The sequence below is a fragment of the Variovorax sp. J31P179 genome (assembly GCF_030316985.1).
Taxonomy (GTDB): Bacteria; Pseudomonadota; Gammaproteobacteria; order Burkholderiales; family Burkholderiaceae_C; genus Variovorax; species Variovorax ginsengisoli_B.
The window spans coordinates 793,873-816,389 of sequence record NZ_JASZYL010000001.1 but is presented as its reverse complement, the minus strand read 5'-3'; the positions used below and the strand labels follow the sequence as shown (position 1 = coordinate 816,389).

Sequence of the window (22,517 nt, the reverse complement as noted above, 5' to 3'; positions counted from 1 at the left end):
ATCAAGTGGGAAGCTGGCGCTGCGCTGAGCGCAGCGCCGTCTTTTTCAATCGGCGGCAGCTTCTTCGATCAACGCGGCGACCTCGTCGGGGTGAGAGGCCAGAACGGCGTGCGACGCGCCCGGAACCGCAACGGTGTGCTTCGAGCCCGCGCGTCGCGCCATGAACGCGAGCAGTGGCGGCGCGATGGCCTTGTCGGCCGTGCCGTAGATGAACCTCGACGGCAGAGCCTTCCACGCAGGGGCGCCGGCCTTGTCGGCGAACGCAGCCTCGGCGACGGGTCTTTGCGTGGCCGCGAGCAGGGCCGCGACGCGCTCGGGAACGTCCGCTGCAACCTGCTCGCGGTACTTGGCTTGCTGGACGTAGAGATCCTTGCCGCCGCCGGGCAGGGCCACCGGAACCAGCGCCGAGCCCAGCGTGCTGCCGGGGAACCGTGCCCCCAGTTCACCGAGCGCCTCGCCGCTTTCCGGCGCGAACGCGGCCACGAACACGAGGCCCTTGACGTTGGCCTTGCCTTCGGCGGCGTTCGAGATCACGGCACCGCCGTACGAGTGGCCCACCATGACGACGGGCCCGGGGATGGTGTCCACCAGATTGGCCACGTAGGCCGAATCGCTTCGCAGCCCGCGCAAGGGATTGGCCACGGCCACGACGGGGTAGCCCTTCGCCAGCAGCCGCTCGATGACGGCTTCCCAGCTCAGGGACTCGGCGAAGGCGCCATGGACGAGGACGATGGTCGGTACTGGCGATGGCGCTGCCGCGTGCGCGGCCGGATGGAGCAAGGCGGCGGCGACGAACAGAAGCGCGAGGCAGGCGTTCTGCAGGGTTCGAAGCGCGGTCGTGGGTGTGTTCATGACAGCCCCCTCAGATGATGTTGAAGGTCACGTCGAGGTTGCCGCGGGTCGCTCTCGAGTAGGGGCAGGTCTGATGCGCCTCGCGGACCAAGGCCTCCACCAGCGGGCGATTCAATCCCGGCACGTGGACGTCGAGTCGCGCCCGGAGCGAAAAGATGCCATCAGTGATGCCAAGGTCAACTTCGGCATCGACAGCGACATCCGCGGGCAAGGCAATGCTCCGCGCCTTTGCCGCCAGGCCGATGGCACCCATGAAGCAAGCCGACCACCCGACGGCAAACAGCTGCTCCGGGTTGGTGCCCGGCCTGTTGCTGCCTGGGCTGCTCAGCTTCACATCGAGAGCGCCGTCGCTGGACTTTCCAGCGCCATCGCGTCCGCCCGTGGTGTGGGTCTTGGCGGTGTAGAGAACCTTGTCGATCTCATTGATCATGATCATTCCTTCAGATGGATGGGAGATTGGGAGTCATTCGCAGCGATTCAGTGCAGGTCGGTTTTCGACGGGACCTGGTCAATGCCTGTACCCGTCGATCCCACCAAGCATTCGCATTTCGAAGATAGGTGTCCTCGCCGACTTTCAAATGCCGTATTCCCCCCCTTTTCAGACATCGTGATGCTGGGAGAGCCGATTGGAATTCCGAGCGCCGTGTTTGTGGGGAGCCGACCTATGGGTAGACAATGCCCGGTGGCCAACTTCGAACCACCGCATTTCCGACCCTTGACCGGCGTCTACGAGCCGTCTGCGATCCGGCAATTGCCGGATGGGCGTCTTCTTGTGGTCGAAGACGAGAAGAACCATCCATTCACTCTGGTCACGATCGACGCAGGCAATGTCCACAGCGTTGCGCTCACCGCCACCCTGCTCCAGCTCTTCAGTGACTTTTGGAAATTGGACGATCTTGAGGGCCTTGCCTTGGATCGAGCGGGCTTCTTCTACGCCATCACCTCGCATTCTCGTGACGACGAGGGCCACGCGAAGAAATCGCGCGAGCGACTGGTGCGCTTCCGGGTCGAGGGGAATCGGGTCGTCGCACCGAGGGTCGTTCGAGGATTGAAGGAAGCCCTGACGAAGCAGCATCCTGTGCTGGCCTCAGCCGCCGGGATCCGGGAAGTCAAAGCCGCTGGCGGTCTCAACATCGAAGCGTTGGAATTCGATCCGATCGAGCATCATTTGTTGATCGGATTTCGCAGCCCGCTGCATGAAGGCCGCGCGATCATTGCCGCGATCGTCAATCCGGCGGCGATCTTCGAGGCGGGGGAAGAGCCCCGCCTTTCGCCCCAACTCGACGAACTGGACCTCGATGGCCATGGCATCCGCGCCTTGTCTTTCCTTCCCGCACTGGGACAGTACCTGGTCATCGGCGGACCCGTTTCCCGCGCGCCTGGCCAGTTCTCTCTCTGGCTCTGGAATGGCTGGCGAAGCAACGCTGTGGGCCGCCTCGTGGTTCCGGGCCTGAAGGACCTGGCGCGCGTCGAGGGGGTGAGCCCGGCGGTCATTGACAGGGCTGCGGGAATCATCATGGTCAGCGATGACGGTGACCGCAAGGCCCGACGGCCAGCGAACTATCTTTGGATTGGCCTCGATCAACTGCAGCCTGCGTCTTGATGCTGTGCCTGTCCGGGGAGTCGGCAGGAACGACGCGGCTAAGGCGTCGGGTAGTCCCACACATCGGGCGGCAGCTTGTCCTTGAGCGATGCGTACATGGCGTCGCGGAACAGCTTCAGCGCCGGATACGGACGCAGCGCAATCGTGCGCTCCACGATCAGTCCTCGCTCGTCGTCCACGATGACCTCCAGGCTCTCGAGCTTGCGGCCTTCGATGGTCCCTTCCCAGCGCAAGAAGGTGGTGCGGTCATCGAGCTTGAACTCCGCTGTGTAGGTGCCGCTGCCGCGCGTGGAGCTCGACTGGGCAAAGATCGCTGCGACGGGTTCCCGCCCCTCGATCGGGCGGACCAGGATCGGGCTGTTGAATACGACGTTCTCGGCCAGCAGCGTGCTCACCTGGGCGGGTGTGGCGCTACCGGATTCGCGTAGTTTGCGAAGGGGGTGCATGGTGGCTCCTCGGAGGTTTGACGGGTTGCGTCTCGCAAGACGACAAACGCACTGTAGGAGAGGCACCGCGAGAGAAAAAGCCGCTTTGCCGAAATCCGTTTTTCACGCTTTCGGAATAGTCACCGCGTTGGCGGCAGAGCCAGGCACTGACGAATCACTGCGGCCAGAATGCCGACGCCTTCATGGATCTCAGGCACCGTCAGGCCGGCATAGCCAAGAATGAGACCGGCGGGTCGCCTGCGCGTTCGAGTCTCAGGTTCGGCAAAAAGCGGCGACAGTGGATAGACGCCAAGCCCACGCGCCAGCGCGGCCGCCTGCAGCGCCGGTTCGTCCCGGGCGCTCAGTGCGGGCAGCATGAGCACGCCATGCAGGCCTGCGGCGGTGCCGATCAGTTGCCCGCGACCCGCAAGCTGCTCTTCGACAGCCATCAGCAGCGCCTTGCGGCGCTTTTCGTTCTCGCGCCGCAGACGACGAACATGGCGCTCATACGCGCCTTCCTCGATCAGCGCGGCCAGCACGTTCTGCTCCCAGCGGGCCGAGTGGCGGTCCGTCAGTCGCTTGGCTTCTCCAAAGACCCGCCTCAGTTCTCGCGGGAGCACCAGATAGCCCAGGCGCAACTGCGGCGAAAGGGCCTTGGAGAAGCTGCCGGCATAGATGACGCGGCTGTCGGTGTCCATGGATTGCAGCGCGTCGATGGGTCGCTGGCCGTAGCGGAATTCCCCGCCGTAGTCGTCCTCGATGATCCACGCGCCGTGGCGGCTTGCCCATTGCAGCAGTTCAAGCCGGCGCGCGATGGGCAGCACAGCGCCCATCGGGAACTGGTGCGACGGCGTCACGAAGGCCAGGCGCGCGCGGCCGTCGGTCGGAAGGCTCGCCGTGTCCAGGCCGCACGCATCGACGGGCACCGGCAAGGCCTGCGCGCCCGTGGCCTCGAAGCAGTAGCGCGCCATCCGATAGCCCGGATCTTCGAAGACGAAGGCGTCACCCGGATTCAGCAGCAGCCGGGCGCACAGGTCCAGGCCCTGCTGCGACCCGTGCACGATGAGGATCTGGTCCACCGTGCAGGCCAGGCCACGCGCGCGGCGCAGGTAGCCGTGCAGCGCACTGCGCAGGCGCTCTTCGCCCTCGGGCTGGCTGTCGTGGCGACTCTCCTGGCGCTGAAGCAGTTCGCTCCGGTAGGCACGCTGCCAACCCAGCGCCGGAAAATCACGCGAAGCCACCGCGCCGTACCTGAAGTCGATGCGGGCCAGCGGCGACGACATGCTGTAGGGCTGCAGGGCCGCGACCCGCTGGCCGTAGAGTGAGAGCGTCGGCGCCGCATCTTCTTTCCGCGTCGATCTCGCATGCTCTCGTCTGCTCCCCGCGCCGATGGCGCTGGCTACCCGCGCGGCCTTGCCGGCCGACGTCTGGACAAAACCCTCGGCGGCCAGTTGCTCGTAGGCGGCCGTGACCGTGGTGCGCGAAACGGCCAGTTCGGCCGCCAGGGCCCGCGTCGATGCGAGCCTGGTGCCCTGAGCGAGCACGCCCTCCTCGATCTGCGCACGCAGCATGCGGTAGATGCGACGCTCGGCGCCGCGCGCGCCGGCAAGGGGTGGCTGTGAAAACTGGCCCATGAAGAAACCCAGGAACTGGCACTTCCCATTGTGCCGCCCAGGCCGGATATTCGGGCTTCAAGCACACCGAACAGCCCGCACCGCACCGACCGGCACACAGCACCATGGACCTGAGCGCTACCACCATCCTCGTCACCTTCGCGGGCGTCTTCCTGATCTGCTTCATGAAGGGCGCCTTCGGCGGCGGCTTTGCCATCGTCGGGATCCCACTGCTCTCCTTGGTGATGGACCCGGTGAAGGCCGGCGGCCTGCTTGCTCCGCTGTTCATCGCCATGGACCTGTTCAGCCTGCGCTACTGGAAGCCCTCCACCTGGTCGAAGCCGGACCTGAAGTTGCTGGTGCCGGGGCTGGTGGCGGGCATCGGCATCGGCTATGCGTTGTTTCGCTTTCTGGACCACCGCGCCATCGCCATCGTGATGGCGGCCATCACCCTGACTTTCGTCGCTCTCTGGTTCAAGAGCGGGGGTCAGGTGAAGGTGCGGCCGCGTTCGTCGCCCAAGGCCGTGGCCGCCGGCCTCTCGTCCGGCATCACGACCATGGTGGCGCATTCGGGCGGGCCGCCGCTGGCCATGTACCTGTTGCCGCTGGGCCTGAGCAAGCAACTCTATGCCGGGACGACCAGCATGTTCTTCACGGTGGAAACATCCTGAAGGCCGTGCCGTGGTTGCTGCTGGCCCGTCCGACAGGACAGGTCTGGATCCTGATGGGAATCTGCTTGCTTGCCATCCCTTCAGGTGTCTGGCTGGGCTGGCGACTGCATGAAAAGCTGGATCAGCGCCAGATGTACCGGGCCTCCTACAGCCTGTTGATCCTCACGGCTCTGAAGCTTCTGTGGGATGGCGTTTCTGGCTATCTCGCCTGAGATGCTCGAACGCCGGCTTTCGTGCCGCGGCGACCACTCATTCCATCGAATCGGTCATTGTTCCTGGCCGACGAAAAGTCCATTTCAAAGCGTCCACTGGAAAACGACGCCGCCCAGGCCTAGAGTGATCTCGAAGGTTCCCAGGAACCGCAAGGAGACAGCAATGAAACTATGGAAATCCATTGAAGCGCACCACGGGGACTTGGGCGCCGCTCTCTTCATTCTTCCCTGTCTGCTGGCGACGTTCTCGATGGCGGGAATCGCGTTCGGCGTTGCCTTGCTCCTCGCGTAGCCCCGCAGAGAACGCACGCATCGATTGTTTCGAGTTCATCAACGGACCAGTGCGGGATCAAGGGGTTTTCTTTGCCGCGTTCTGCCGCAAACTTCTCCCCACAGGGCGGTCGTTCACTGTCCTGATCCACCCAAGCTTTTGAAGGACCTGAAATGAACACCACCACCAAGATCATCGCTGCCGCCGCAGTCTCTCTCCTTGCCGCCATCGGCGCCCAGGCCGAAACCTACGAGGGCGTTCAAGCGTCCGTCTCTGCCAACGCGCGCGCCGATGTGCGTGGCCAGGCCGTGGTTGCCGCACACAGCGACAACCCCTATGCCGAAGGCGTCTCCTCGCGCGTGGCAGCCGCTCCGACCGGCCTGACCGGTCGCGGTGCCGTCCGCAGCACTGCGGTCGCCGCCGCCCACAGCGCGAATCCGTACGCCGAGGGCTACGGCCAAGGCGTCACCTCCGTGTCTTCGGGCGCGGTCGATCGCTCCGCCGTGCGCGCCCAGGCATTTGCTGCCGCGCATGGCCAGCAGCTGCCCCTGTAAATCGGCCCCACGTACAAACGCCGTCTGCGGTTCTCGCAGACGGCGTTTTCTTTTGGGAAGACGGAAGCTCACGCGCTCCTGGCGAGCGGGATCATGCGGCCTCCAGAACGTGAGCGGTCGCGGCCTGGTAGCGCTGCGCGGCATGGGAGCGCGACAGGTTCGGACCCAGCGCCTTGCGAGCCGCATCGAAGCGCTCCCATTCGCCGAGGTCGGGCAGCGAAGGAATGGTCGCCAGTTCCCCCTGATCGAAGCCGGCGAGCGCCGCATCGACCATCTCCTCGGCACGCATCACGATCTCGCCGGGAAGGTGTTCCACCGGTGTGCCGGCAACGTTCCAGAAGTCGGTGCTGGTCGCCCCCGGCAGCACGGCCTGGACACGAATTCCCTTCGGACCCAGCTCATGGTGCAGCGATTGCGTGAAGGCGAGCACGAAGGCCTTGCTGCCGCCGTAGGTGCCATTGAGCAGTTCGGGCGCCACCGCCACGATCGACGCGATGTTGATGATCGCGCCCTTTCCCCGGCGCGCCATGCCCACGGCAACGGCGCGGGTGAGCCGCGCCAGCGCCGTCACGTTGAGCTGGATCATGTCCTCGAGCCGATCGGGGTCCGAGTCGATGAGCGCGCTGGTGGCGCCCACGCCCGCGTTGTTGACCAGCAGTTCGATGCGGTCGTCTGACAGCAGCCGCTGTTCGACCCGCCGCAGGTCGTCTTTGGCCGTCAGGTCGGCGGGCAGCAGTTCGACATGGCGGCCCGATTCGGATCGGATGCGCTCGGCGAGCGCGCTCAGCTTGGCGACATCGCGCGCCACGAGGATCAGGTCATGGCCCCGCTTGGCAAGCCTGTCGGCATAGATCGCGCCGATGCCGCTGGAGGCGCCCGTCACCAGTGCGATGGGCTTGGAGTGGTCGGTCGGTTTCATCTGGAGTCCTTTCGAGTCGGGTGGATTGACAGGTTCGAAGATAGCGATGTAAGGTCTGTCCTGAATGACAAACTTCCCTCGTTTTAAGCCAACATGAAACGCATCGGACTCGTCGTCTTTCCCGGCTTCCAGATCCTCGACATGGCGGCTGCCTCGGTCTTCGAGATGGCCAACCTCGAAGTGGCCGATCCGGCCTACGAGATCGATGTCGTCTCCGAGTCCGGCGGCGCCGTCAAGAGCTCGCTCGGCGCCGCGGTCCAGACGATCGCGCTGGACCCGGGCGCCTACGACACGCTGCTCGTGACAGGGGCCACCGTGGTGCCGACGTCATCGCCGAAGCTCCTGCGCTTGCTTGCGCGCGCGATCGAGCCGACGCGGCGCATGACGAGCATCTGCACCGGCGCATTCGTCTTGGCCAACGCCGGCCTGCTCCACGCGCGGCGCGTCACCACCCATTGGTGCTTTGCGAGAGAACTCCAGCGCCAGTTCCCGTCCTTGCGTGTCGAAGAAGACCGCATCTTCGTGCGCGACGGCACGGTCTGGACCTCGGCCGGCATGACCGCCTGCATCGACCTCGCGATCGCGCTCGTCGAGGAAGACCTGGGCGTCGACGTTTCGCGCGCCGTGGCGAAGAAGCTCGTCGTGCACCATCGCCGGGCCGGCGGGCAATCGCAGTTCTCGATGCTGTCGGAGCTCGAGTCGCAGTCGGACCGCATCCAGGCCGCATTGACCTACGCCAAGGATCACCTGCACAAGGACCTGTCGGTCGAGACGCTGGCCCACACCGCGCACATGAGCCCGCGCCACTTCAGCCGCGAGTTCCGGCAGAGCACCGGGCAATCGCCCGCGCGCGCCGTCGAGCGCTTGCGCGCGGAAACGGCCCGCATCCTGGTCGAGGCCGACACATTGAGCATCGAACGCATCGCGAGCAAGACCGGCTTCTCCGACCCCGAACGCATGCGACGGGCATTCCTGCGCCTCTTCGGGCAGCCGCCGCAAGCCCTCAAGCGAGCAGCGCGTGCGCGCCACACCGCCACCTCGACGGCCGCCTGAGGTGCAGCGATTGTTGTCGATTCCGCAATGGCGCTTTGAGCCGCGCGCGCTGTCTCGGCATCGCTCCTATCGGTAGAGTGCCGTGAACGAACACGCCACGTCATCTCGCATGGACAGCATCCCGATTCCCTTCGACGCCGATCACCTGCTGACGCGCGAACGGCTGGTCACCGGTTCGATGATCGAGTCGCTGCGGGCCAATGCGCCGGCAGGCGTCAGGATCAGGACCGACGCCGAAATGGAGCAGACGCTCGAAGCCGCGCTCGGCGCCCACGACCCGGGCGCGGACCTGCACGTCTTCGGCTACGGTTCGCTCATGTGGAACCCGGCCATGGATGCAGCGCATGCCAGCATCGGGCGCGTGCAAGGCTGGCACCGCAGCTTCTGCATCCGCACTTTGCTGGGGCGCGGATCGCAGCAGGCGCCCGGTGCCATGCTGGGCCTGGACAGGGGCGGCGCCTGCCGCGGGGTCCTCTACCGCATCGACGCGGCGAAGGTGCGCACCGAGCTGCGGCTGCTCTGGCGACGGGAAATGTTCGCCGGCACCTACGACGCCCACTGGGTGCCGGCCAGGAACAGCACAGGCGCGATTCGGGCCCTGACCTTCGTCGTCGACCGACGGCACGAGCGCTATATCGGAGGGCATCCGATCCCCGACGTCGCGCGGCTGATCCGCACCGGCAACGGCGCGATCGGCAGCTCGCGCGCGTACTTCGATGCGACGCTGCGGACGCTCGAAAGGCTGGGCATCCGCGACGCCGGCATGGAGCGGCTGCAGGCGGCGATCCTGCTCGGGGATTCAGGCGCGGCCTGATCTCAACGCAGCCGCAGGTCGTCGTTGCGTTCGAAGAGCGCGACGGTCCAGTCGATGAACACCCGCACCTTGGCGCTCAGGTAGCGGTTCGGGGCGTAGAGCACATGCACCGGAATCGCCGGCGTGCACCAGTCTTCGAGCAGCGGCACGAGCTGCCCGGCCTTGATCGCCGGACCCACCGCATAGCTCGGCGCCTGGATGATGCCAAGGCTCGCCAATCCGGCGGCGACGTAGGAGTTGGTGTCGTTCACGACGAGCTTGTGATCGAGCACCAGGTCGGTCGCGGCGTCGCCGGCGGAAAAGCGAAACGGCAGCGCGCGGGTGCTGCGCGCGGACATCATCCCGACAGCCGGCCGCTCGCGCAGTTCTTCCGGCGTTGTCGGCGCGCCGTGCAGCTCCAGGAAGGCCGGTGTGGCGCAGGTGACGAACCGGAAGACGCCGATCCGCCGCGCCACCATCAGCTGCTCGCTGACCTCCCCGGCACGGATGGCGCAGTCGACGCCTTCGGCGACGACGTCGGCGCGCCGGTTGCCGACACCGAGCTCCACTTCGACGTCCGGGTACTGGCGCTGGAAGTCGGCCATGGCGGGCACGATGACCATCGCTCCGATGGCGGCGGCCGTCTCGACGCGCACCTTGCCCGAGGGCTTGCCCTGCGACAGGCGCGCGGAGGATTCGATGTCGGCGAGATCCGCCAGCAGGCGCACGACCCTTTCGTAGTAGATCGCGCCTTCGGGGGTGACAGTCACGGAGCGGGTCGTGCGGTGCAGCAGCCGCACCTTCAGGTCTTCCTCGAGACCCTGGATCAGCCGGGTCACCGTGGCGTTCGGGACGTCGAGCGTGTCCGCGGCCTTGGTGAAGGAGCCTGCCTCCACCACCCGGACGAAGGCATTCATCGCGGCGATGCGGTCCATGCTGAGGCTCCTCCGTTGAGACGGAGGGCCATCATAGATCGATCGCGGACTTCAGCGGCCGTTGAACGCCAGCACCGGGCGCGGCTTGCCGGCCTTCAGCGCATCGACCGCCGACTTCAGCCCGCGCTGGACATCGTCGGTCTCGAACAGCGGCATGGCGATGTCGAACATGGCGTCGTCCGCCGAGGCGACGCCGCCCACCGCCCAGGCCCGCAGCAGCGCCTTGTGCGCGGCGTAGGCGCGCGTGGGCCCCACCGAGACCTTGCGCGCGAACTCACGCGTTTCCTTCAGCAGATCGGCGTCCGCCACCACGCGATTGACCACGCCGAAGCGCTCCATCGTGGCCGCGGGCACCCGCTCCGAGGTCATCGCCCATTCGGAGGCCCGCGAGCGGCCGGCACGTTCGGCGACCCGGTAGATGCCGCCGAGCACGGTCACGATGCCGAGCGACTGTTCCGGATGGCCGAAGGTCGCCGACTCGCCCGCGAAGATCATGTCAGCTCGAACCGCCAGCTCGAGCCCGCCGCCGAAGCAGAGGCCCTGCACCGCCGCGATGACGGGCATCGGCAGCCGCTCGAAGCGGTTGAAGACCGACAGGTAGTGCTCGAAACGGCTGCGCAGTTCGCGAACGCTGGCGCCCGGCCAGCTCATGATGTCGCCGCCGAACGAGAAGTTCTCGCCCTCGCTGCGCACCAGCACCGCGCGGGCCTCACTGCGTTCGATGGCCGTCACGGCGGCGGCCAGCTCGTCGATCATCTGGTCGTCGATGCGGTTCTGGGGCGGCCGGTCGAGCACGATGGTGGCCAGGTTTTCGTCGAAGGCGACAGTCAGGTGGGACATGGTGGGTCCTCTGTAGGGGTCAATGGGCAAACTCAGCTCAGGTGCTGCCTGAACCATTCGACGGCCGCCGTGCTGGAAGCCTTGAAGCCGCCCAGATAGGGGTCGAAGTGACCGCCCTCGATCGTCACCAGCCGCTTGGGCTGCAGCGCGCGCTCGTAGGCGGCGAGTTCGAGGTCGGTCAGCGTGATGGTGTCGCGTGTCGCCACCACCATCAGCAGCGGCGTCGGCGAGACGCGTGCGATCCAGTGGCCGGGCTCGTACATCCGCGCGGCGCGAGTGGATCGCACCGTCACGTTGTTCTCCCAGGCGCCTTCGGGCACCGGCTGCAGGTAGAAGTCGATCGCGTCGCTGGCGCGGTAAGCGGCGGGAATGGCCGGATCGGCGCTCACGATGGCCTGCCGGCGCGGCGGTTCTCCGCGCAGTTGCGCGCGGTCGTCCTCTGCGAACATCTCCTCGATGAGGTGGATGTTCTCCGGCGCTATGCGGCGCAGGCCCTGCTCGAAGCCGCTGATGGTCGGCACCTGCGCCACGACGCAGCGCAGGCGGCGCTCGGTCGCGCCCAGCACGATCGCGTGCCCGCCGGCATAGCTCGTGCCCCAGAGCCCGATGCGCTTCGGGTCGACGACTTCGAGGCTCTCCAGATAGCTGATGGCCCTTCGCCAGTCGGCAACCTGCCGCCATGGATCGACGTCCTGCCGCGGCACGCCTTCGCTCGCGCCGAAGCCGCGGTGGTCATGCAGCAGCACGACGAAGCCTGCTTCGGCGAATGCCCTGGCGAACGGCTCGATGCCGTGCTCCTTCACGCCGGCATAGCCGTGGGCCATCGTGATGGCGGGACGCCGGCCTTCGCCCGGCGGCACGAAGAGCCAGCCGCGCAGCTTGACGCCGCCGTCGACCTCGAATTCCACATCTGTACGTTTCACCATGTCAATCTCCTGTTCAGTCCTTGGGGTGGGCCGCGCCGAAGAAGTGGCTGGCCGCCACCTGGCCCTGCACCCGGCGGCCGAGTTCGGCCGAGAATTTCAGGGCGCTTCCCAACGGCCTGTGGTGGATGGCGGCCCGGACGATCTTTCCCTCGTCGTCGCGGGTGAGGATCGTCACGCCCGAGAGCTTCTCGCCCCCGAAGGCCTGCGCCTCCCATTCGAGGTAGGTGCGCGGGCCGCTGGTCGATTGCTGGGTGAAGGCCAGCGCCTCGTAGATCGTGCTGGCGGCGCCCATGACGGTCTTGACCTGCTCGGCGCCGACGACCGGATGGGCAAGCACACTGGCCTCGAGCACGATGTCGCTCGCGAAGGCCTCGGCGAACGCCGTGGAGGACTTCTGCGCGAACGCGCGGGTCCAGCCTTGCGAGGGCGCCGCGGTCGGCCGGGCGTCCAGCGCCCGGAGAAACTCGGCCAGCACCCCAGCGAAGGCCTTGGGCTGCTCGACGTGCGGCCAGTGGCCCGCTTCGCCGATGGACGCCACCGTGGGCGCCTCGAAGCGCGGCAGCACCGCCTGCGCGACCACTTCGGCGGTGACGAACGGATCGAGTTCACCCCGGACGATCAACGCCGGTCCGTGATGCCGGCTGGCCTGGGCCCCCAGCGCATGGCCCTGGTTCCACAGGTCGGCGAAGACGCCGACCGAGGCCGCCGCGACCGGGTCGCCGAGCAGCCCCAGCTTTTCCAGCTTCTCGTCATCGAGCCGGACGCCCAGTTGGCGCCGCAAGCCGCGCTGGGCATCGGGATCGCCACCCAGTGCATGGAAGGGTTTCATGGCCTCGTCGGGAAGGTCGGTGCCCACGAGCGGCACCGGGGTCAGCAGCACCAGCGCGCAGACCTGCGACCCGAGCAGGCCTGCCGCCAGTTCCGCAACCTGCGCGCCCATGCTCTGGCCGACGAGCACCACCGGGCGGGCGAGCGCGCGGACCTGCCTGGTGACGTCTTCCGCGAAACCGTCGAGGCTGTACGGTCCGGACTCGGCCACCCGCAGGCCCATGCCCGGAAGCTCGACACACAGCGCATCTGCCGCGCGCTCGCCGAGTTCGGCGACCACCTCGTCCCAGGCGGCGGCGCCGTCGAGGAATCCGTGCACGAAGACCAGTGTCGGACCCGGCGCGCCGGCGCGAGCTTCGTCTGGAAGAGAGGGATGGGATGCGGTCATTCGATTCTCCTGTGTCATCTGTTCGGGTTTCAGCGCGTCGCGCCGGAGGCGGACCATTCCTTGCTGTCGATCGGCGAATAGCCGTCGGCATGGCCGTCGAGGCGCCCTGCCCGCTGCCCGCGAAGCGACGCCAGCAGCTGTTCGTCGAGCGGGGTCGTGAAGGCGTTGTGCACCAGCGTGTACTCGGCCGCCAGGCGGCCCACGGCCTGCAGCGCGCCGGTATCGATGCGTCCGCCCTTGAGATAGACGTCGTCGCGGATGTGGAAGCGGACCACCTCGCCGAAGACCACGTGGTCCCCCAGGTCGCCCATCGGGATGAGCCGGTCGAGCCTGCATTCCAGTGCGATGGGTGCGCCCTTGACGCGCGGCGGCCTGACCGCCACGGAGGCTTCCTTCTCCAGTCCGACCGCAGCGAACTCGTCGGTGTCCGAGTCGAATTCGAAGGCCGACCTGTGCATGGCGTGCGCCTGCGGCAGCGTGACCATGTTGACCACGAACTCGCCGGTGTCCCGAATGTTGAAGAAGGTGTCCTTCAGCGTCACGCCGTCCGAGCGCGGCTGGAGCGACAGCGAGACCATCGGCGGCTTGCGGCCGACGGCGGTGAAGAAGGAGATCGGGGCGAGATTCGCCACGCCCTCGCGGGATTGCGTGCTGACCCAGCCGATCGCGCGGGGCAGGATGGAGCCGATCAGCAGCTTGTAGGCCGAGGTCGGGTCGAGGGTCGAGGCGTCGATGATCATGAGGGCTTCCCGGTTGAGGAGGCGTGACTGTAGAAAGCCGGCTGCGGATCGGTAAGGCCACGCGGCACAAAACGCTTTTCCAGCCGCGTCAATAGAGCGCAGGAACGCGAGGCGACTTTTTCAGCCACCGCAAAACCGCATTGCCCCGGACCGCCTTTTTCTGAAAGAACCCGACGACTAGATTCGAGACACCCCAGCCCATCGGAGCAAGCCACCATGTCCCCCCTGAGTCCTCTCGCATCCGGCGCCCGTATCGAGTCCCGGCTTCCCGGCTTCCATGCGGGAGCCATCGAAGGGTGGCGCGGCATCCATTTCCGGCCGATCGAGCCGGAAGATTTCGAACGCGAACGCGCATTCGCGGATGGGCTCTCACCACGCACTGCCTACCAACGCCTGATGTCGGCGAGAAAGCCGTCGGACGAAGAGCTCCGGCGCTGGACCGACATCGATCGATCGCGTGAGGGAGCCATGGTCGCGATGGTCTTCGTCGATGGCCTGGAACGGCAGGTGGGGGTTGCGCGCTACGTCATCGAGGGCGCCGACGAAGAGGCCGAGATCGCCATCGTGATCGCCGACGACTGGCAGGGCCAGGGGCTCGGCGGGCGTCTGCTCACGGCATTGATCGATCTGGCCCGGCAGTCTGGCATCAGGCGGCTGGTCGGGAGCACCTTGTCGGAGAACAGGGGCATGCTGGCGCTCGCCCGGCGATTCGGCTTCACGCTCTCCAAGGAGCCCGGGCTCGCGATCATCACCAACTTGCGCCTGGATCTGCAGGCAGGGCCGGTTCGTCATCGTCGCGCAATGTGAGGCCCATAGCATCGCGGTCGAAGCCGGCACATCAGCCGCTGCAACGATCCAAGGAAATCGACACATGAAAGCCTCGCCCATCATCAAGATCGTCTCGACCACGGCCATTGCGTGGATGCTCGCAAGCTCGGTGCATGCCCAGGCCGGCCGCAGCCGTGCCGACGTGCAAGCCGAGGCGATCGCTGCCGCCCACGCGCCCAACCAGAACGTCACCCGCGGGTCGCGCGGCGCCGAACCGTTCAACTCGGTGGCCGATCCCGCGGCGGTGCAGCAGCAGGCCGTCGACACCGCGCGCGCGCCCAATCAGAACGTGACACGCGGCTCGCGCGGCGCCGATCCCTTCACCTCGACGGCCGACCCCGCCGTGGTTCGGGCCCAGGCCGAGGCCGCTGCCGCCGCCCCCGATCAGAACGTGACCAGCGGGTCGCGGGTGAACAGCAAGGTCGTGTCGACCCTGCCCAATGCAGCCCAGGTGCGGGCGGAGGCTCAAAAGAGCGCGCCTCGGTGAAGGGTGACGGCCTGCGGTCAAAACCTCAAAACCAGCAATAGTTGACGGAACGCCACATTCCGCTTGCCGGTAAGTGACGGCTCCGGCAGACCCGCGCACAATCCCTCGAGCCGTCCGGCAATCCAGATCGCCGGGCCTGTCCGAAGGAGGGTTCGGCCATGGGATGTGCGTCTCGACGAGTGCCCGGCAGAGGCGCTCCGGCCCGGCGGCCGGCTGGTGGGCCGGGGACGCACCTTGCCCGGGCCTGCACACGCATATCGGCCGCCGCCGCCCTCTGTGCAGGCAGTTGCGGCGCCTTCGCCCAATGCAGCCCGGCACCTGCCGGCGCCACGACCCTCTGCAATCCCGGCGCCAGCATCGCCGCCCTCGCTCGGCCGCAAACCGGCGCCTACATGGGCATTCAGCGAATGACGAGCTTCGCCTTCGTGCACAGCCTGCAGGATCGGTGGGGCGACCCGCTGCAACTCAGCCCGGGCAACGCCTGGATCCGCGCCGGTGGCCAGGGGATGAGTTCGACCAGCGCCGACGGCCGGTTCGACACCGACAGCAGGGGCTGGGTCCTGCAGGGTGGCGCGGACGTCGCGAAATGGTCGCTTTTCGGCGGTGCGGACCGCCTGCACCTCGGCGCCATGGCCGGCTATGCCAGCGGGCGCACGGACGCCAACGCCCTCGGCAATCCGATCCAGGCGCGCGGCGACTTCTCAGGCGGCGCGATCGGCATGTACGGCACCTGGTACCAGAACGACCGGAGCCGGCTCGGCTGGTACACGGACGTGTGGGGCCAGTACGCCGGCTTCAGCAACACGGTCGATACCGGCCTTCCCTTCGACCGCACGGGCTACGACTCGCACATCAGCATGTTCTCTGCCGAAGGCGGCTATGCCATGCCATTGGGAGCATCCGGCAACTGGGTGCTCGAACCACAGGGCCAGATCATCTATCTGCACAACCATTCGTATGTCGCCCTCGAACCGAATGGCCTCGCCGTCAAGGGCTCCCATCGCAGCGCCTACACTTCCAGGCTCGGACTGCGGCTGCGCAGCACGTCCTCCCCCGATTGGGGCTGGGGCGTGCGGCCCTATGCGGCGTTCAACTGGTGGTACGACAACACCGGCGAAGAGCTCACGGTCAACCAGTTCTCGGTGCGCGACATGTACCCGGGCAGCCGCTATGAGGTCAAGGCGGGCGTCAATGTCGATTTCAAGCCGGGCTGGGCCGGCTGGGGCGACGTCGGATGGCAGTGGGGCAACCAGTCCTACCAGGCATGGACAGTGCGCGGGGGCATGAAGTACGCGTGGTGAGTGGGGTTGACGAACTGTGCGCTAGGAGGTGTCCGATCGCATGCGGCGCACGGCGGCCCGCAACTCGCGCACGCTGACCGGCCGCTCCAGAAAGTCCGTCGCCTCCAGCCGCGCGATGTCGACGGCCGTGCGGAACGCGGAGTGCGGACCCAGGACGATCACGGGCAAATCCACACCGCGTTGCCTCAGTGCACGCACCAGTCCGAGCGTCGCGGCCTCGTCGACATCGGCCGACGCGATCAGGCACCGCCCCGGACCACTGGGCGGCCGGGCGAGGAACTCCTCGCCGTCGTCCACGAACTCCACCGCATCGGCGATGCGTGCCAGTGCCGATTCGATCCACGCGCGCTCATCCTGCTTGAATCCGAGGACGTGGACGGTGGTGGACATGGCTTCGGCGTCTCCCCGAGGCATTGAGGGTGCCGGTTCCGGGCTTGCACCGAACCGGTGTCCGATGGTGCCGCCATCCAGGCGAAGCGACCATCCCGGCGAGCACGCAGGACCACGTACGTGGACGGACACGCACCATTGGCGGCGATTCCGCGATCCAATGTGAAGCATGAATCAGGCACCTGCCCTTGCGATCGCCATCTCGATTGCCTTGACCGGCGGACTGCGGCCGGCACCCGCTCGTGCGGGGCCTGCGGAACAGGCCCTCGCGAGCAAATTCGCCTGCATGTCCTGTCATTCCCAGACCCAGAAGCTGGTGGGTCCCTCCTTCGATGCCATCGCTGCCAAATACGGGGGCGACAACCCGAAAGCGGTGGATGCGCTGATCGCGGTCATTCAAAAAGGCGGCTCAGGCGTATGGGGTCCGGTGCCGATGCCCGCGAATCCCCAGATCTCCGAGGCGGACGCCCGCACGCTCGCGACGTGGATCCTCAGCCGCAAGTGAGGTCCCGGGCGGACCCATCGCCTGCCGTCTCGAGAATCCTCGTCATCGCAGCCCGACCAGATCCATGCGGGACATCGCCTCGGCGATTTCTCGCACCCTGACCGCATCGCCGGTCTCGAAAGCCGAAATCATCGCGCCGAGACCTTCGTTCACCTCGTCGGCTGCCGCCAGGTCGCGCCGCAGCCGTGGCCGGATGTCGGACCACAAACTTTCGATCTCCGCAAAGTGATTCGGGGGAGCATCGCTCCATTTCGGGAAATCAGCGGGCGAGCAGCGGGCCGCCACCCGCAGGCAGGCGGCCAGATCTTCCAATGCTTCCAAGAGCCTCGCGGATGCCATCGAGAAAGGGATTGCGTCCGGGATCCGACCGCAACAGGACTATTTTTTTCCATCTTCCACGCGAAGATCGCATCGCGATATTGCACCTTGGTGCAAGGCGAATTGCCCTCCGGGGCAATCGGTCGTGCGGACCTCGGCCCCGCGGCGCGATGCCGCTATCCGGCCGGCCCTAGAGATCAGGCAGATCGGCCCGGTCGACGGAACCGTCAGTGCGCTGGCGCCCTTGGCATCCTTGATCGCGAGGTTGACCAAAGGCATGTACTCACCGCTGGCGGTGGCGAACAGCAAGGACAGGGGATAGTCCTTCCGGGCGGCGAGCATCGCCTTGGAGGAAGCCTCCCCGATGCCGCCGCAGCTGAAGGTTGCAGGGCCTTGCGTCTGCGGCGCTGGAATGGCGGGCAGGTTCTGGGCCGGCAGGGGCGTCGCCATGGCGGAGAGCACAACAGTGGCGGTACCGAGGACCGGAGACATGAGTCGCATGGGAATCTCCTTCGCGGCAGCATCGCGACAGGTCAATTTTGGAAAGAGCACCCGCCCCGCCATCCCTGCGGCCACCTAGAACCACGTACGTGTTGATGGCAGGGTCACAGTCCCGCGAACTGGGCGGGGCCCGCCATAGAATTCAACCCACTCACCACGCGCCCTATGTCAACGTACCGCTTGCGCCGGAAGATGCCGATCCTTGCCGCGATGGTCCTCGCGGGCGGCTGGAGTTCCTGTGCCGTGGCCTTCGATGACTTCGAAGGCACCTATGTCAACGGCAGCACCACGATCACGTGGCGCGCCGGAGGGCACTCGGGCAACGAGTTCCTGTCCAGCCGATGTCCGGGCAAGAAGTTCAGCCACCGCACGCAGCCGGGCGATGCCCACAAGGGCAAGGACTACACGGTCCGGTCGGACTTCGGCTTCACGAAGCTGGTGGTGACCGGCTCCAGCCCATGCCTGCCTCGTGGGACCTACAGGCGGGCAGGACCGTAGACGTGCGGGCGTCATCTCTCGTCGTCAGGACCCACTCGTCTGCTTGAGCGCCCGACGGCGCGTCACAACTGCTCTGCCAGCGCCTCGCGCAGCGCCACCAAGGCCCTGTCGTCCTCGCTCGACTTGCGGCTCACCAAAGTAAGGATCAGGCTCGGGGCGCTTCTTCCCAGCGACACCTGCCGCACGGGGTAGGCCTTGCGCAGGGATTCGTCGAGCATGTGGATGATCGCCACGCCCAGCCCGCCGCTGACCATCGCGATGATGGCGGGCGCCGAATCCAGTTCCAGCGCGCCGCGCTTGTCCGGCACGAGCGAAAGAACGTGCCGTGCCGCCATGGCGCCGGTGACCGTGTTTCTGTCATATCGGATCCAGTCGTAGCGGCGCAGCAATGCCGTCGGGCTGGACTCGGTGGAATCGGGTGGCGCTATCAGTATCAGGTCGCGGCGCGCCAGCGGCCACCATCTCAGGCGATCGCTGCCGCCCTTGGCAGGCATGGCCACCACAGCCGCATCGAGCTGCCCTGCCTTGACGTCGGCAATCAGCGAAGCACTTCGGCCACGCTGCGGTCGCACCGCAAGACGCGGGTGCCGCCCACGCAACGAAGACAGCGTGCCAGGCAGCAGGGACGGCAGCAGCGACTCGATGATGCCCAGCCGCACCACACCTTCGATGGCCATGGACGGACGGCGCCGCAGTTCCTCGAGCCGCAGCAGCCCTTCGCGCATTGCCGATGCCACGTCGAAGGCGGTGACCAGCGGGCGCACCTGCGCGCCCGACCGGTCGAAAAGTGCGACGCCCAAGTACTGCTCCAACTGCTTCATCTGCATGCTCACCGCGCTGGGCGTGAGGTTCATCTGCACGGCGGCGCCCGCAAAGCTGCCACTGCGGATCACGGCGTCCAGCGTTGAGAAAGTCTCGATCTTCATCAAAGTTTCTGACGTTGGGATTCAAGGATCATCGCTTTTTATTGATCGCTTGCAAGCCTAGACTGATCTTCATCGAGTGGCCGCGCGTCGCGCCGGCTCTGCACCAACCCGAAAGGACAGAAGCGCAATGAGCACCCCCTTCCAAGTCCGGCCATGGCTGGCCGAGGACGTTCGCCACGACACGTCATGGATCATCCGCATGACCGCCGAGGAAGTGGCGGGCTTCGATGCAGCGCTGGCCCACGCCCAGGGCACCGGCAAGGGCCTGCTGGAAATGAATCAGGAAGATTTCCCCTTGCCCGATGCGTCGCGGGCAGTTCTCAAGCGCGCCATCGACACGACCCAGGAACGCTGGGGCATGTGCCTGCTCAAGGGATTTCCGGTACAGCGGTGGACCGAGGCGCAGACTCGCCTGGCCTACTGGGGCATGGGGCTGTATATGGGCGTGGGCCGCACGCAGAACCGCGCCAGCGAGATCATCAATGACGTGCGCGACGCAGGCGGCAATTACAAGATCAAGGGGGGGCGCGGCTACAACACCAATGCCGGCCTGGATTTCCACCAGGACTCCTGCGACGTGGTCGCGCTGCTGTGCCGTCGCACCGCCAAGAGCGGGGGCACCAGCAAGGTGATCAGCTCGATCGCGCTGCGCGACGAAGTGCAGCGGCTACGCCCCGACCTGATTCCGGTGCTGCAGCAACCCTGGTTCCACAGCTACCAGGGCACGCAGGACCCGGCGCAGCTGCCCTTCTACAGCTGTCCGATCTTCGGTGACGACCCGATCCATTTCTGCGCCCGCACCAACCGCAAGAACTCCGATGCGGCCCAGCGCGACTTCGAGGAAGTGCCACGCCTGACGCAGGCACAGATCGAGGCCCTGGACCTGCTCGACGAACTCATGCCAAGCGACAGGCTCTGCTATTCGATGGAACTGGAACGCGGCGACCTGCAACTCTTGAACAACTACGTCACCCTCCATTCGCGCACCAACTTCGAGGACTTCGACGAGCCCGACAAGAAGCGCCATTTGCTGCGCCTGTGGCTGTCGATACCTTCTTCACAGCCTCTGCCCCCGCAGTGGGAGGAGTATTACGGGGACGTGCGCCCGGGCGCCGTGCGTGGCGGCGTCCGCGGCAGCGCCATCAGCGCCGAATTCCTGGCCTACGAGGAGCGCCATGCCCGAACACTGGGCATGGCCTGGCGACCCTGGCGGCCAACAGTGACGCGAGAGACCGCTGCGGCGAACGCCGGCTGACGCGGAGCAACCTTCGCGCCACCCGAAAAAGGAGACAAGACATGAATAGACGCAAGACACTGCTCCTGCTGGGCGCGGGCGCGGCGGCCCTGGCCGCCCCGTGGGCACAGGCCCAGACCGTGACCCGTATGCTGGTGGGCGCCACGCCCGGCGGCGGCACCGACATCGTCGCCCGCGAGCTGGCTCTGGAACTGAGCAGGCGCCTGGGCCGACAGTTCATCGTCGACAACCGGCCCGGTGCCGCGGGAAACATCGCAGCCCAGGCAGTGGCCAAGTCGCCGCCGGATGGCAGCACGCTGCTCTTGAGCTACACCAGCCACGCCATCAACCCATCGCTGTATGGCAAGCTGCCTTTCGATGCGGTCGCGGACTTCACGCCATTGGCAGGCATCGCATCTCTGCCGGGCATCCTCGTAGCCCGTCCCGACCTGCCTGCCAATGACATCAAGGAACTCATTGCGCTGGCGAAGTCCAAACCGGGCAAGCTCAACATTGCCATTGCCGGACTGGGCAGCTCCAATCACCTCGCCAGTGAGGTGCTGAAACTGGACGCGGGCATCAATATCACCGGTGTTCCATACAAGGGCACCGGTCCGGCGCTGCAGGACGTCTTGGCCGGCCAGATCGACCTGGTGATTTCCGGCGTGGCCAGCGTGCAACAGCTTCTGCGTGCTGGCAAGGTCAAGGCATTGGGTGTGACCAGCAAGCGGCGGCTGGCGGATTTCCCCGAGGTGCCCGCCATCGCCGAAGCCGTGCCCGGATTCGACTTCAGCTCCTGGTATGGCCTGTTCGGGCCCGCGGGCATGCAGCCGGCCGAGGCGGCGCGCATTTCCGCCGCTGCGCGCGAGGCGCTGGGCTCGCCTGCCATGCGCGAACGCTTCAAAAGCGAGGGTCTCATCGCCATGGGCACAGGCCAGGAGGAGTTCGGCCGTTTCGTCAAGAGCGAGATCGTCCGCTGGGGAAAGATCGTCCAGGCAACGGGAGCGAAGCCGGAATGAGCGGGCTGCGTGAACGGCTGCGCCGAGACCTGCCTCTGCTGGCGCCAGGCGTCTACGACGCACTGACTGCCCTCCTCGCCCAGCAGGCCGGCTTCGAGGCACTTTACCTCTCGGGCGGCGCGGTCGCCTACACACAGCTGGGCCGTTCCGACGTTGGGCTGACCACCGCCAGCGAAACGGCGGACGTACTCGCCCGCATCACCGATCGCGTGCAGCTCCCGGTGATCGTGGATGCCGACACCGGCTACGGCAACGCGCTGAACGTGCAGCGCACCGTGCGCGACTTCGAGCGTGCCGGCGCGGCCATGATCCAGTTGGAAGACCAGCGCTTTCCGAAGCGCTGCGGCCACTTGGCCGGCAAGACGCTCATCAGCCGCCAGGAGATGTGCGGCAAACTGCGTGCCGCACTGGATGCGCGGCGCAGCGCCGAAACGCTGATCTTGGCGCGCACCGATGCGGTCGCCGTCGAGAGCACGCAAGCTGCGTTCGAGCGGGCCGAGGCCTATCTCGAATGCGGCGTGGATGCGCTGTTTATCGAGGCCTTGCGTTCCCGCGAGGAAATGCGTGCGGCGTGCGAGCGTTTCGGCCACCGCGTACCGCTCCTCGCCAACATGATCGAAGGCGGGCACACGCCGATCAGCAGTGCGGGCGACCTGGGCTCGCTGGGCTTTCGCATCGTGATCTTTCCTGGTGGGACGGCCCGCTGGGTCGCAGCCGGCCTGCAGCGCTACTTCGCCTCGCTGCAGGCCGAGGGCACCACGCAGCCGCTGCGCAGCCAGATGCTGGACTTTGACCAGCTCAACGAGGTGATCGGAACGCCGGAGCTTCTGAAGCGGGGCGCGGCCTATGCAGGCGATCACACGTAGACGATCTGGCGGCGGCTACCT

At 66.6% G+C, this 22,517-nt stretch carries 29 protein-coding genes; 15 read left to right on the top strand and 14 right to left on the bottom strand.

The genetic code is table 11. The features are described from left to right. Positions 1–45: 45 nt before the first annotated feature. Both QTI17_RS03970 and QTI17_RS03965 read right to left on the bottom strand, forming a co-directional pair. Positions 46–852 carry an alpha/beta fold hydrolase gene (locus QTI17_RS03970; RefSeq protein WP_286531167.1) on the bottom strand — a complete coding sequence of 269 codons (807 nt, stop codon included), beginning with the start codon at positions 850–852 and terminating at the stop codon, positions 46–48. A 10-nt stretch (positions 853–862) separates the two neighbouring features. Next, entirely contained in the window at positions 863–1,282 is a 420-nt protein-coding gene (locus QTI17_RS03965; RefSeq protein ID WP_286531166.1) for an organic hydroperoxide resistance protein, read from the bottom strand. A gap of 285 nt (positions 1,283–1,567) precedes the next feature. Here QTI17_RS03965 and QTI17_RS03960 point away from each other — a divergent pair, with 285 nt between their 5' ends. Further along, complete coding sequence (locus QTI17_RS03960; protein ID WP_286531164.1) at positions 1,568–2,455, top strand: DUF3616 domain-containing protein; 888 nt, start codon at positions 1,568–1,570, stop codon at positions 2,453–2,455. Between the two features lie 38 nt (positions 2,456–2,493). On the opposite strand, the gene QTI17_RS03955 is transcribed toward QTI17_RS03960, so the two are convergent. Both QTI17_RS03955 and pdxR read right to left on the bottom strand, forming a co-directional pair. Continuing rightward, positions 2,494–2,901: a nuclear transport factor 2 family protein gene (locus QTI17_RS03955; RefSeq protein WP_286531162.1), complete on the bottom strand. Its 408-nt coding sequence runs from the start codon at positions 2,899–2,901 to the stop codon at positions 2,494–2,496. Between the two features lie 119 nt (positions 2,902–3,020). Beyond that, positions 3,021–4,514: a MocR-like pyridoxine biosynthesis transcription factor PdxR gene (gene pdxR / locus QTI17_RS03950; protein WP_286531161.1), complete on the bottom strand. Its 1,494-nt coding sequence runs from the start codon at positions 4,512–4,514 to the stop codon at positions 3,021–3,023. 104 nt (positions 4,515–4,618) lie between these two features. On the opposite strand from pdxR, the gene QTI17_RS03945 reads away from it, so the two are divergent. From QTI17_RS03945 to QTI17_RS03930, 4 genes are all read left to right on the top strand, one after another. Further along, a complete protein-coding gene (locus tag QTI17_RS03945; RefSeq protein ID WP_286531159.1) occupies positions 4,619–5,164 on the top strand; it encodes a sulfite exporter TauE/SafE family protein in 546 nt (181 codons plus the stop codon). A gap of 5 nt (positions 5,165–5,169) precedes the next feature. After that, positions 5,170–5,376 carry a hypothetical protein gene (locus QTI17_RS03940; RefSeq protein WP_286531157.1) on the top strand — a complete coding sequence of 69 codons (207 nt, stop codon included), beginning with the start codon at positions 5,170–5,172 and terminating at the stop codon, positions 5,374–5,376. A gap of 163 nt (positions 5,377–5,539) precedes the next feature. Beyond that, complete coding sequence (locus QTI17_RS03935) at positions 5,540–5,668, top strand: hypothetical protein (RefSeq protein ID WP_286531155.1); 129 nt, start codon at positions 5,540–5,542, stop codon at positions 5,666–5,668. A gap of 152 nt (positions 5,669–5,820) precedes the next feature. Beyond that, positions 5,821–6,201, top strand: coding sequence for a helicase SNF2 (locus tag QTI17_RS03930; RefSeq protein WP_286531154.1), 381 nt, complete (start codon positions 5,821–5,823; stop codon positions 6,199–6,201). A gap of 91 nt (positions 6,202–6,292) precedes the next feature. On the opposite strand, the gene QTI17_RS03925 is transcribed toward QTI17_RS03930, so the two are convergent. Further along, positions 6,293–7,120 (bottom strand): SDR family NAD(P)-dependent oxidoreductase, encoded by an 828-nt coding sequence (locus tag QTI17_RS03925; protein ID WP_286531152.1) that lies wholly within the window; start codon positions 7,118–7,120, stop codon positions 6,293–6,295. 93 nt (positions 7,121–7,213) lie between these two features. On the opposite strand from QTI17_RS03925, the gene QTI17_RS03920 reads away from it, so the two are divergent. Both QTI17_RS03920 and QTI17_RS03915 read left to right on the top strand, forming a co-directional pair. Continuing rightward, a complete protein-coding gene (locus QTI17_RS03920; protein ID WP_286531149.1) occupies positions 7,214–8,173 on the top strand; it encodes a GlxA family transcriptional regulator in 960 nt (319 codons plus the stop codon). 82 nt (positions 8,174–8,255) lie between these two features. After that, positions 8,256–8,987, top strand: a complete 732-nt coding sequence (locus tag QTI17_RS03915; RefSeq protein ID WP_286531147.1) for a gamma-glutamylcyclotransferase — start codon at positions 8,256–8,258, stop codon at positions 8,985–8,987. A 2-nt stretch (positions 8,988–8,989) separates the two neighbouring features. On the opposite strand, the gene QTI17_RS03910 is transcribed toward QTI17_RS03915, so the two are convergent. The 5 genes from QTI17_RS03910 to QTI17_RS03890 are packed head-to-tail and all read right to left on the bottom strand — an operon-like array spanning position 8,990 to position 13,623. Next, on the bottom strand, positions 8,990–9,901 hold the full coding sequence (locus QTI17_RS03910) for a LysR family transcriptional regulator (protein WP_286531146.1): 912 nt from the start codon (positions 9,899–9,901) through the stop codon (positions 8,990–8,992). A gap of 51 nt (positions 9,902–9,952) precedes the next feature. Further along, entirely contained in the window at positions 9,953–10,741 is a 789-nt protein-coding gene (locus QTI17_RS03905; RefSeq protein ID WP_286531144.1) for an enoyl-CoA hydratase/isomerase family protein, read from the bottom strand. A 32-nt stretch (positions 10,742–10,773) separates the two neighbouring features. Then, positions 10,774–11,667, bottom strand: coding sequence for an alpha/beta hydrolase (locus tag QTI17_RS03900; RefSeq protein WP_286531142.1), 894 nt, complete (start codon positions 11,665–11,667; stop codon positions 10,774–10,776). A gap of 13 nt (positions 11,668–11,680) precedes the next feature. Then, positions 11,681–12,883 (bottom strand): alpha/beta fold hydrolase, encoded by a 1,203-nt coding sequence (locus QTI17_RS03895; protein ID WP_286531141.1) that lies wholly within the window; start codon positions 12,881–12,883, stop codon positions 11,681–11,683. A gap of 29 nt (positions 12,884–12,912) precedes the next feature. Further along, entirely contained in the window at positions 12,913–13,623 is a 711-nt protein-coding gene (locus QTI17_RS03890) for a flavin reductase family protein (protein ID WP_286531139.1), read from the bottom strand. Between the two features lie 216 nt (positions 13,624–13,839). Here QTI17_RS03890 and QTI17_RS03885 point away from each other — a divergent pair, with 216 nt between their 5' ends. The 3 genes from QTI17_RS03885 to QTI17_RS03875 all read left to right on the top strand — a co-directional run bounded on the left by QTI17_RS03885 (position 13,840) and on the right by QTI17_RS03875 (position 16,239). After that, the gene (locus QTI17_RS03885; protein ID WP_286531138.1) at positions 13,840–14,430 is read left to right on the top strand and encodes a GNAT family N-acetyltransferase; all 591 of its coding nucleotides are present in this window, start codon (positions 13,840–13,842) and stop codon (positions 14,428–14,430) included. Between the two features lie 64 nt (positions 14,431–14,494). Beyond that, positions 14,495–14,938 (top strand): hypothetical protein, encoded by a 444-nt coding sequence (locus tag QTI17_RS03880; RefSeq protein WP_286531136.1) that lies wholly within the window; start codon positions 14,495–14,497, stop codon positions 14,936–14,938. Positions 14,939–15,096: 158 nt separating this feature from the next. Continuing rightward, entirely contained in the window at positions 15,097–16,239 is a 1,143-nt protein-coding gene (locus tag QTI17_RS03875) for an autotransporter family protein (RefSeq protein WP_286531135.1), read from the top strand. Positions 16,240–16,260: 21 nt separating this feature from the next. Here QTI17_RS03875 and QTI17_RS03870 read toward each other — a convergent pair whose 3' ends face one another. Beyond that, positions 16,261–16,629 carry a response regulator transcription factor gene (locus QTI17_RS03870; protein ID WP_286531133.1) on the bottom strand — a complete coding sequence of 123 codons (369 nt, stop codon included), beginning with the start codon at positions 16,627–16,629 and terminating at the stop codon, positions 16,261–16,263. A 169-nt stretch (positions 16,630–16,798) separates the two neighbouring features. Between QTI17_RS03870 and QTI17_RS03865 the strand changes: the two genes are divergently transcribed. After that, the gene (locus QTI17_RS03865; RefSeq protein ID WP_286531131.1) at positions 16,799–17,134 is read left to right on the top strand and encodes a c-type cytochrome; all 336 of its coding nucleotides are present in this window, start codon (positions 16,799–16,801) and stop codon (positions 17,132–17,134) included. A gap of 42 nt (positions 17,135–17,176) precedes the next feature. Here the strand turns inward: QTI17_RS03865 and QTI17_RS03860 are convergent, their stop codons facing one another. Both QTI17_RS03860 and QTI17_RS03855 read right to left on the bottom strand, forming a co-directional pair. Next, on the bottom strand, positions 17,177–17,455 hold the full coding sequence (locus tag QTI17_RS03860) for a hypothetical protein (RefSeq protein WP_286531129.1): 279 nt from the start codon (positions 17,453–17,455) through the stop codon (positions 17,177–17,179). 57 nt (positions 17,456–17,512) lie between these two features. Further along, the gene (locus QTI17_RS03855; protein ID WP_286531128.1) at positions 17,513–17,953 is read right to left on the bottom strand and encodes a carboxypeptidase regulatory-like domain-containing protein; all 441 of its coding nucleotides are present in this window, start codon (positions 17,951–17,953) and stop codon (positions 17,513–17,515) included. A gap of 165 nt (positions 17,954–18,118) precedes the next feature. Here QTI17_RS03855 and QTI17_RS03850 point away from each other — a divergent pair, with 165 nt between their 5' ends. After that, positions 18,119–18,451, top strand: a complete 333-nt coding sequence (locus QTI17_RS03850) for a hypothetical protein (protein ID WP_286531126.1) — start codon at positions 18,119–18,121, stop codon at positions 18,449–18,451. 62 nt (positions 18,452–18,513) lie between these two features. On the opposite strand, the gene QTI17_RS03845 is transcribed toward QTI17_RS03850, so the two are convergent. Next, positions 18,514–19,377, bottom strand: coding sequence for a LysR family transcriptional regulator (locus QTI17_RS03845; RefSeq protein ID WP_286531124.1), 864 nt, complete (start codon positions 19,375–19,377; stop codon positions 18,514–18,516). Between the two features lie 127 nt (positions 19,378–19,504). Here QTI17_RS03845 and QTI17_RS03840 point away from each other — a divergent pair, with 127 nt between their 5' ends. Genes QTI17_RS03840 through QTI17_RS03830 form a run of 3 tightly spaced genes read left to right on the top strand, consistent with a single transcriptional unit; the run spans position 19,505 to position 22,496 of the window. After that, entirely contained in the window at positions 19,505–20,632 is a 1,128-nt protein-coding gene (locus tag QTI17_RS03840; RefSeq protein ID WP_286531122.1) for a TauD/TfdA family dioxygenase, read from the top strand. A gap of 41 nt (positions 20,633–20,673) precedes the next feature. Then, positions 20,674–21,630, top strand: coding sequence for a tripartite tricarboxylate transporter substrate binding protein (locus QTI17_RS03835; RefSeq protein ID WP_286531119.1), 957 nt, complete (start codon positions 20,674–20,676; stop codon positions 21,628–21,630). Beyond that, positions 21,627–22,496 (top strand): isocitrate lyase/PEP mutase family protein, encoded by an 870-nt coding sequence (locus QTI17_RS03830; protein ID WP_286531117.1) that lies wholly within the window; start codon positions 21,627–21,629, stop codon positions 22,494–22,496. The genes QTI17_RS03835 and QTI17_RS03830 overlap by 4 nt, the downstream gene beginning before the upstream one ends. The last annotated feature ends 21 nt before the right edge of the window (positions 22,497–22,517 follow it).

Bases quoted from the DNA above. Each gene is read 5' to 3' on its own strand.
- pdxR (WP_286531161.1), bottom strand. From the start codon at position 4,514: ATGGGCCAGTTTTCACAGCCACCCCTTGCCGGCGCGCGCGGCGCCGAG.
- QTI17_RS03830 (WP_286531117.1), top strand. From the start codon at position 21,627: ATGAGCGGGCTGCGTGAACGGCTGCGCCGAGACCTGCCTCTGCTGGCG.
- QTI17_RS03845 (WP_286531124.1), bottom strand. From the start codon at position 19,377: ATGAAGATCGAGACTTTCTCAACGCTGGACGCCGTGATCCGCAGTGGC.
- QTI17_RS03970 (WP_286531167.1), bottom strand. From the start codon at position 852: ATGAACACACCCACGACCGCGCTTCGAACCCTGCAGAACGCCTGCCTC.
- QTI17_RS03875 (WP_286531135.1), top strand. From the start codon at position 15,097: ATGGGATGTGCGTCTCGACGAGTGCCCGGCAGAGGCGCTCCGGCCCGG.
- QTI17_RS03855 (WP_286531128.1), bottom strand. From the start codon at position 17,953: ATGCGACTCATGTCTCCGGTCCTCGGTACCGCCACTGTTGTGCTCTCC.
- QTI17_RS03865 (WP_286531131.1), top strand. From the start codon at position 16,799: ATGAATCAGGCACCTGCCCTTGCGATCGCCATCTCGATTGCCTTGACC.
- QTI17_RS03910 (WP_286531146.1), bottom strand. From the start codon at position 9,901: ATGGACCGCATCGCCGCGATGAATGCCTTCGTCCGGGTGGTGGAGGCA.
- QTI17_RS03870 (WP_286531133.1), bottom strand. From the start codon at position 16,629: ATGTCCACCACCGTCCACGTCCTCGGATTCAAGCAGGATGAGCGCGCG.
- QTI17_RS03905 (WP_286531144.1), bottom strand. From the start codon at position 10,741: ATGTCCCACCTGACTGTCGCCTTCGACGAAAACCTGGCCACCATCGTG.
- QTI17_RS03955 (WP_286531162.1), bottom strand. From the start codon at position 2,901: ATGCACCCCCTTCGCAAACTACGCGAATCCGGTAGCGCCACACCCGCC.
- QTI17_RS03885 (WP_286531138.1), top strand. From the start codon at position 13,840: ATGTCCCCCCTGAGTCCTCTCGCATCCGGCGCCCGTATCGAGTCCCGG.
- QTI17_RS03945 (WP_286531159.1), top strand. From the start codon at position 4,619: ATGGACCTGAGCGCTACCACCATCCTCGTCACCTTCGCGGGCGTCTTC.
- QTI17_RS03880 (WP_286531136.1), top strand. From the start codon at position 14,495: ATGAAAGCCTCGCCCATCATCAAGATCGTCTCGACCACGGCCATTGCG.
- QTI17_RS03920 (WP_286531149.1), top strand. From the start codon at position 7,214: ATGAAACGCATCGGACTCGTCGTCTTTCCCGGCTTCCAGATCCTCGAC.
- QTI17_RS03835 (WP_286531119.1), top strand. From the start codon at position 20,674: ATGAATAGACGCAAGACACTGCTCCTGCTGGGCGCGGGCGCGGCGGCC.
- QTI17_RS03895 (WP_286531141.1), bottom strand. From the start codon at position 12,883: ATGACCGCATCCCATCCCTCTCTTCCAGACGAAGCTCGCGCCGGCGCG.
- QTI17_RS03840 (WP_286531122.1), top strand. From the start codon at position 19,505: ATGAGCACCCCCTTCCAAGTCCGGCCATGGCTGGCCGAGGACGTTCGC.
- QTI17_RS03900 (WP_286531142.1), bottom strand. From the start codon at position 11,667: ATGGTGAAACGTACAGATGTGGAATTCGAGGTCGACGGCGGCGTCAAG.
- QTI17_RS03925 (WP_286531152.1), bottom strand. From the start codon at position 7,120: ATGAAACCGACCGACCACTCCAAGCCCATCGCACTGGTGACGGGCGCC.
- QTI17_RS03850 (WP_286531126.1), top strand. From the start codon at position 18,119: ATGTCAACGTACCGCTTGCGCCGGAAGATGCCGATCCTTGCCGCGATG.
- QTI17_RS03890 (WP_286531139.1), bottom strand. From the start codon at position 13,623: ATGATCATCGACGCCTCGACCCTCGACCCGACCTCGGCCTACAAGCTG.
- QTI17_RS03935 (WP_286531155.1), top strand. From the start codon at position 5,540: ATGAAACTATGGAAATCCATTGAAGCGCACCACGGGGACTTGGGCGCC.
- QTI17_RS03965 (WP_286531166.1), bottom strand. From the start codon at position 1,282: ATGATCAATGAGATCGACAAGGTTCTCTACACCGCCAAGACCCACACC.
- QTI17_RS03930 (WP_286531154.1), top strand. From the start codon at position 5,821: ATGAACACCACCACCAAGATCATCGCTGCCGCCGCAGTCTCTCTCCTT.